The sequence below is a fragment of the Streptomyces sp. W16 genome (genome assembly GCF_033194735.1).
In the GTDB taxonomy this organism is placed as follows: Bacteria; Actinomycetota; Actinomycetes; order Streptomycetales; family Streptomycetaceae; genus Streptomyces.
This window is the reverse complement of the sequence record NZ_JAWOAI010000004.1, coordinates 48,529-55,757: the sequence shown is the minus strand read 5'-3', so window position 1 is coordinate 55,757 and position 7,229 is coordinate 48,529. Positions and strand designations below refer to the sequence as shown.

The window sequence follows — 7,229 nt, the reverse complement described above, 5'->3', positions numbered from 1 at the left end:
CGACCACCTTGGGCTGGGTGCCGCGCCGGCGCGGCTTGCCACCGCGCGCCTCGACGGGCCTGGTCGTACGTCCCTCGGGCACCACTCGGCGCAGCCGGCCGAGCCGTGGGCTACGTCCTGTCATTCCCGTCCCATGTCCCGGTGTACGACCACCGTCTCCACGCCCTCGGCCACGAGCCGCGCGGCGAGCTTCTCCGCCGTGGCGACCGAGCGGTGCTTACCGCCGGTGCAGCCGATCGCGATCGTCACGTACCGCTTGCCCTCGCGCCGGTAGCCGGCCGCGATGAGCCTGAGCAGCTCGGCGTAGCGGTCGAGGAACTCCTTGGCGCCGGGCTGGTTGAAGACGTACGCCGAGACCTCTTCGTTGAGGCCGTTGAAGGGGCGCAGCTCCGGGATCCAGTGCGGGTTGGGCAGGAAGCGCATGTCGGCGACGAGGTCGGCGTCGACCGGGAGTCCGTACTTGAAGCCGAAGGACATGACGGTGGCCCGCAGTTCGGGCTCCTCCTCGCCGGCGAACTGGGCGTCCATCTTGGCGCGCAGTTCGTGGACGTTGAGGCTGGAGGTGTCGATGACCAGGTCGGCGTCGCCGCGCAGTTCGCGCAGCAGCTCGCGTTCGGCGTCGATGCCGTCGACGATGCGGCCGTCGCCCTGGAGGGGGTGGGGGCGGCGCACGGACTCGAAGCGGCGCACCAGGGCGTCGTCGGAGGACTCCAGGAAGACGATCCGCCGGGTGACGTTCTTCGACTCCAGGTCGGCGAGGGACTCGCGGAGGTTGTCGAAGAAGCGCCGTCCGCGTACGTCGACGACGACCGCGATCCGTGCCACGTTGCCCTGGGAGCGGGCGCCGAGCTCCACCATGGTGGGGATCAGAGCGGGCGGGAGGTTGTCGACGACGAACCAGCCGAGGTCCTCCAGGCACTTGGCGGCGGTGGACCGCCCGGCCCCGGACATGCCGGAGATGATCACCAGCTCGGGGATGGCCGCTTCGGGCACCCCGGGGGTCGTGCTGTCCGTACTCACCTGTGCTCCGTCGTCCTGGACCTCTTGCTGCGAAGCCTGATCCTCGCCCGACTCCTTGTGCGTCCGATCTCGGTCCGCTGTGGGCTGCTTCTCTTGTTCGCTCATGTCTCCTGCCCCCGTCGCTCGTCCGGGGCGCCCGCGGGTACGGGCTCCCCCGGTGCACCCGCCGTCGTCCCGGGTGTCCCGTCTTCCATGTCATCCATGATCTCTCCAGTCGCCGTGTTCACGGCGGGTGCGGCCGGGGCCGCCTGGGCGAGGGCCACCGCGATGGTCTCGGCGGTCTTGCGACCTATGCCCGGAACCTCGCAGATCTGATCGATTGTCGCGGATCGCAGCTTCTTCACCGAACCGAAGTGTTTGATCAGCGCCTGCTTGCGGGTCTCGCCGAGTCCGGGCACGTCGTCCAGGGGGCTCGCCCGGAAGCGCTTGGCGCGTTTGGCGCGCTGGTAGGTGATCGCGAAGCGGTGGGCCTCGTCGCGGACGCGCTGGAGGAGGTAGAGGCCCTCGCTGGTGCGGGGCAGGACCACGGGGTCGTCCTCGTCGGGCAGCCAGACCTCCTCCAGACGCTTGGCGAGACCGCACACGGCGATGTCGTCGATGCCCAGTTCGTCCAGGGCCTTCTTGGCGGCGGCGACCTGCGGCTGCCCGCCGTCGACCACGACGAGCTGCGGCGGATAGGCGAACCGCTTGGGACGGCCCTCCTCGTCCTTCAGCTCGTCGCCGTCCGCCCATTCCCCCGTCTTCTCCTTCTCGGCGAGATAGCGCCGGAAGCGGCGGGTGATCACCTCGTGCATGGAGCGGACGTCGTCCTGGCCCTCGAAGCCCTTGATCTGGAAGCGGCGGTACTCGCTCTTGCGCGACAGCCCGTCCTCGAAGACGACCATGGAGGCCACGACGTCGTCGCCCTGGAGGTGCGAGATGTCGTAGCACTCGATCCTGAGGGGGGCGCTGTCCAGGTCGAGGGCCTCGGAGATCTCCTCCAGGGCGCGCGAGCGGGTGGTGAGGTCGGAGGCGCGCTTGGTCTTGTGGAGGATCAGCGACTGCTGGGCGTTGCGTGCGACGGTCTCCATGAGGGACTTCTTGTCGCCGCGCTGCGGGATGCGCAGTGACACGTTCGACCCGCGCCGGTCCGTCAGCCACTGCTGGACCGGTTCCACCGGGTCGGGCAGGGCCGGGACGAGGACCTCCTTGGGGACGGAGTCCCCGGTCTCCTCGCCGTAGAGCTGCTGGAGGGCGTGCTCGACGAGGGCCGCGGTGGTGACGTCCTCGACCTTGTCGGTGACCCAGCCGCGCTGGCCGCGCACGCGTCCGCCGCGGACGTGGAAGATCTGGACGGCCGCCTCCAGCTCGTCCTCGGCGACCGCGATCAGGTCGGCGTCGGTCGCGTCGGCGAGGACGACCGCGCTCTTCTCCATGGCCTTGCGCAGGGCCTCGATGTCGTCGCGCAGGCGGGCCGCCCGCTCGTACTCCATCTCCTCGGCCGCCTCCGTCATCCGCTGCTCCAGGCGGCGGATGTAGGTGCCGGTGCGGCCGGCCATGAAGTCGCTGAACTCCTCGGCCAGTTCGCGGTGTTCTTCCTCGGAGACGCGGCCGACGCAGGGCGCGGAGCACTTGCCGATGTAGCCGAGCAGGCAGGGGCGGCCGGTGCGGGTGGCGTTCTTGAAGACGCCGGCAGAGCAGGTGCGGACGGGGAACACGCGTAGCAGCAGGTCCACGGTGTCGCGGATCGCCCACGCGTGTCCGTACGGCCCGAAGTAGCGGACGCCCTTCTTCTTGTGACCGCGCATCACCTGCACGCGCGGGTACTCCTCGTTCATCGTCACCGCGAGGTACGGGTAGCTCTTGTCGTCGCGGTACTTGACGTTGAACCGGGGGTCGTACTCCTTGATCCAGGAGTACTCCAGCTGAAGTGCCTCGACCTCCGTGGACACCACCGTCCACTCCACCGACGCGGCCGTGGTGACCATCGTGCGCGTGCGCGGGTGGAGTCCGGCCAGGTCCTGGAAGTAGTTCGCCAGACGCTGGCGCAGGCTCTTCGCCTTTCCGACGTAGATCACCCGGCGGTGCTCGTCGCGGAACTTGTAGACCCCGGGCGAGTCCGGGATCTCTCCCGGCCTGGGGCGGTAGCTGGAGGGATCGGCCATGTTTCACACCCTACTGGCGCGGAGTGACAGCGCGGCGGGGCTGTGGACAACGCCGGGCATGCCCGGCGGGACTCCTGCCGGAACGCCTGTCGGAGTCCTGTAGGCACTTCTACCGGGACTCCAGGAAGGTGAGGACCGCCAGGACCCGGCGGTGGTCGTCGGCGGCCTCCGGAAGGCGGAGTTTGCCCAGGATGCTGCGGACGTGCTTCTCGACGGTGCCCTCGGTGACCCACAGTCTGCGGCCGATGCCGGCGTTGGAGCGGCCCTCCGCCATCAGTGCCAGGACCTCGCGCTCGCGGTTGCTGAGCACGGACAGCGGATCGTCGCGGCGCTGCGCCGAGAACAACTCGTGCACCAGGGAGGGGTCGACGACCGAACCGCCCTTGTGGATGCGGTCGAGGGCCTCGATGAAGTCGTCGACGACCGTGACCCGGCTCTTGAGGAGATACCCGACCTTGTGCCCGCCGGCCAGCAGCTCCAGGGCCTCTTCGACCTCGACGTACGCCGAGAGGACGAGGATTCCGGTGTCGGGGTGGCGCTCCCGGATCGTACGGGCCGCCTTGAGGCCCTCGGTGGAGTGGTCCGGGGGCATCCTGATGTCGACGATCGCGAGGTCGGGCCGCTCGGTGTCGACCAGTTCCAGGAGCCGTACGGCGTCGCCCGCCTGGCCCGCCACCTCGTAGCCCAGGCGTTCGCACAGGCTAGCCAGACCCTCCCTGAGCAGGACGTCGTCGTCCGCGAGTACGACCCGTCCCCGCGCGGTCCGCTGCAATGCGTCCATCGTCTCGGCTCCCCCTGCCCGACCGGTGCCGTGCGCCAGGCACAGCCTGCCGGACCCGGTGGGGTACGGCTAGCGGGTAGGGGGATTGGGGGGTGACCGTGACGACAAGGGGACGTGTTCGGGCGATTCTCGTAGCAGTGCAGAGGCAAGCGGACCGGTCGCCCCCGGCGAGGAGTGAGGGGCCGCGGGTCGGAAGGGCTGCGGGAGATGCGGCGGACACGGGCGGACGGACGACGGCGGTCGGTCCGTGTTCGCCGGTACGAGGACGACACCCGGTCCCCGAAGGACTTCCTGGACCCCCGGGACCCGGACATAGTGCGCGCCAAGCAGCTGCGCGCCGGCCCCGCGGCACCCCTAGAGCCGGACGGTCGCCTCTCCGTCCGAGAAGACCGCCCGACGCGTACGCAACGTCACCGAGTCCACGGCTCCCCCCGGCCTGGACCCCCATCGCGTACGCCTCGGGCGGTCACGACTCCGTCCGGGGCAGCGGCAGCCTTACGGTGAGCGTCGTGCCCTCCCCCGGTGGGCTCTCGACGCGCAGCTTGCCGCCGATCGCCTCGACCCTGTCGACGAGTCCGATGAGCCCGGAGCCGTGCCCGAGGTCGGCGCCGCCCACTCCGTCGTCGGCGATCGTCACCTCCAGGACGTCGTCCCCGGCCCGCGCCGTCACCTGCACGAAGCTCGCGCGCGCGTGCTTGGCGGCGTTGGTGAAGGACTCGGAGGTCACGTAGTAGACGGCGACCTCCGTCTGTTCCGGGAGCCGGCCCGGGGGCAGGCGCAGGTCGAGTTCCACCGGGACGGCCGAGCGGCGGGCGAGCGCGCGCAGGGCGGGGCCCAGGCCGCCCTTGGAGAGGATCGCGGGATGGATGCCGCGCGCGACCTGCAGCAGGTCGGTGAAGGCGTCGTCCAGGCCCTTGGCGATGTGGTCCAGTTGCTCGGCGAGTTCCTCCGGCTGTTCGTCCAGCATCGACTGGGCCGTTCTGAGGTCGAGTTGGAGCGAGACGATCCGCTGTTGGACACCGTCGTGCAGATCGTGTTCGATACGGCGCCTGGAAGCGTCCCCGGCCGCCACCACGCGCGCGCGTGACGCCGAGAGCTGGTCGCGGCTGTCTGCGTTGGCGAGGGCGGTGGCGACGAGTTCGGTGAAGTCGGCGAGCCGGGACTCGGTGCCCGGGGGCAGCGGTTCGGGTCCGGCGGCGGTCGCGACGACGGCACCCCACAGCCGGTCGTCCACGACGATGGGGGCGCCCACCGAGCGGCCCACGCGCGCGGGGCGGGTGGTGAGAGCCACCTCCTGTGCCGTCGCGGCCGTGTCGGTCTCGGCGGTGGGCCCACGGGCGGAACCGAGGACGGTGGCCGTTCCGTCGGCGCCGTAGCGCAGGACCGCGGCCGAGCCGCTGCTCAGGACCTTTCCCACCTGGTCGGCGACTTCGGAGAACACCTCGCGCGGCGGCACCCCGCGCGCGACGAGGGTGGCGACCCGGCGCAGGGCGGTCTGTTCCCGGGCGGCGCGGCGGCTCTCGGTGACATCGCGCGCGGCGGCGTAGATCAGGCCTTCTCCGGCGACCGGGCGGGCGCTCCACTGGAGCCAGCGTTCGGTGCCGTCGTCCCGGAGGAGGCGGTTCTCGAACTCGCCCAGTTCGACCCCGCTCGCCAGCCGGTCGAGGACGGCACGCGTGCGTGCCCGGTCCTCCGGGTGCACGAACTCCAGCCACGGTCTGCCGAGCAGCGTCTCGGCGGAGTGGCCGAGGGTCCGCTCGAAGGCGGGGTTCACCCGCTTGAAGTAGCCGTCGAGTCCCGCGATGCACAACAGGTCGAGGGAGAGGTGGAAGATGCTCGCCAGTTCCTGCTCGGCCTTGTCGCGTCGCCCGTGGGCCGCGGCGAAGGACGCCATGGTGCCGTTCATGCCGCCCAGCAGCTGTGCCCACGTCCCCTGGAAAGCGACGACGTCCGCGCGGTGGCCGAGCCGGTTGTCGTCGATCGCCGCGTTCATGGTGCTGATCTCGGCGGCGAGCCGTTCGGTGGTGATCCGCAGCTCGCGGAACGTGTCGGCGACGGCGCCGAGTTCGTCCCGGCCGGCGTACCGGATGTCGTACGACAGATCGCCCTCGGAGAGCGCCCGGGCGCCCGCGGAGACCTCGCTGAGCGGCCGGGTGATCGACAGGCGCAGGGCCAGCGCGAGAACGGTGACGGCGGCCAGGACGGCCAGCGACACGCTGAGGTCGCGGGTCTCACGCGAGCGTGCGGTGTCCAGGTCGCGCGTGGCGTCACGGCCCAGCTCCGCGGCGGCGCGGTGCTGGATGACGCGCAGCGCGTCGATGCGCCGGGAGGAGGCGGTCAGCCAACCGGCGTACGTGGGCCAGGCGTTCCGCTCGGCGTGCGGGTCGGCAAGGGTCTCGCGGGTCTTGCGGACGACGAGGCCGGGGTGCTGGAGGAGGACGACGTACAGCCTGCCCCTGAGGCCGGCGGGCGCGGTCTGGCCGAAGTCGTCCAGGAGCGCCTTCTCCAGGGCTGACCAGCGGTCCGTGGCGGTGGGGTGCGGGGCTCCCGGGGCGGCGAACAGGACGGCCAGCTCGGTGCGTTCGCGTTCGGCGGCCTCGATGGCGTTCAGGAGCGCGATGTGGGCGTCTGCGGCCTGGCCCGACGTGCGGGTCGGGCGGCCGGACTCCAGGGTGGCGGCCAGCTCCAGGAGGTCGTGCTCGATCGTGTCGTACTGGGCGGCGAGTTGGGGCGCGGTGAGGGATCCGGTCCCGGTCTGCAGCCGCAGGGCACGCAGTTGACGGCTGCGGGCGTCGAACCTGCCCTGCACGTCGGGCGGTCCGGTCCAGCCGGCGGTGTCGAGGAGGGCCGCGTGCAGGGCTCCGTCGGTGGCGTGCTGCGCCCCGGTGCGTTCCCCCAGTGTCGCCGGTCCGGGACGCAGCCGGGCCTTCACGGCGGCGATGCGTTCCCTGGCGAGCGCGTCGGTCAGCGCGGTGGTCCGGAACGACAGCTCGGTCGCCGTTCGGAAGTCCCGCAGGGTCTGCGCGTCGTGCCACTGCGAGACGGCGCCGAACGCGGTGAACGCCATCATGCCGGTCACCGGGAGCAGCACCAGGAGCATCAGCTTGCGCCCGACGCGCAGCCGCGCGAGGAAGGGGACGCGGAGGGCGGCGGGGGGCCGGGGGCGGCACATGGCAGGCTCTCAGCAGCGGCCGGTGGGTGGGGAGTGAGGATGGTGGTCGGTCACGTGCTCAGCCTGCCCCGAACCGGCCTCGATCGTCAGGGTCTTGGAGAGGACGGGTACC

Annotated in this window: 4 protein-coding genes; all 4 read right to left on the bottom strand. The window is 71.3% G+C overall.

Features of this window, described 5'->3' with window-relative positions; genetic code table 11:
* Positions 1 to 120: 120 nt before the first annotated feature.
* Positions 121 to 1,125 carry an RNase adapter RapZ gene (gene rapZ / locus R6V09_RS01285; protein ID WP_317879436.1) on the bottom strand — a complete coding sequence of 335 codons (1,005 nt, stop codon included), beginning with the start codon at positions 1,123 to 1,125 and terminating at the stop codon, positions 121 to 123.
* On the bottom strand, positions 1,122 to 3,164 hold the full coding sequence (uvrC, locus tag R6V09_RS01280; RefSeq protein WP_317879435.1) for an excinuclease ABC subunit UvrC: 2,043 nt from the start codon (positions 3,162 to 3,164) through the stop codon (positions 1,122 to 1,124). The genes rapZ and uvrC overlap by 4 nt, the downstream gene beginning before the upstream one ends.
* Before the next feature lie 109 nt (positions 3,165 to 3,273).
* Positions 3,274 to 3,945, bottom strand: coding sequence for a response regulator transcription factor (locus tag R6V09_RS01275; RefSeq protein WP_317879434.1), 672 nt, complete (start codon positions 3,943 to 3,945; stop codon positions 3,274 to 3,276).
* A 466-nt stretch (positions 3,946 to 4,411) separates the two neighbouring features.
* Positions 4,412 to 7,117 (bottom strand): PAS domain S-box protein, encoded by a 2,706-nt coding sequence (locus R6V09_RS01270; RefSeq protein WP_317879433.1) that lies wholly within the window; start codon positions 7,115 to 7,117, stop codon positions 4,412 to 4,414.
* Positions 7,118 to 7,229 lie beyond the last annotated feature (112 nt).

What these genes read in the sequence shown, in the direction of transcription:
- rapZ (WP_317879436.1), bottom strand. Translation starts at nt 1,125, where the DNA reads ATGAGCGAACAAGAGAAGCAGCCCACAGCGGACCGAGATCGGACGCAC.
- uvrC (WP_317879435.1), bottom strand. Translation starts at nt 3,164, where the DNA reads ATGGCCGATCCCTCCAGCTACCGCCCCAGGCCGGGAGAGATCCCGGAC.
- R6V09_RS01275 (WP_317879434.1), bottom strand. Translation starts at nt 3,945, where the DNA reads ATGGACGCATTGCAGCGGACCGCGCGGGGACGGGTCGTACTCGCGGAC.
- R6V09_RS01270 (WP_317879433.1), bottom strand. Translation starts at nt 7,117, where the DNA reads ATGTGCCGCCCCCGGCCCCCCGCCGCCCTCCGCGTCCCCTTCCTCGCG.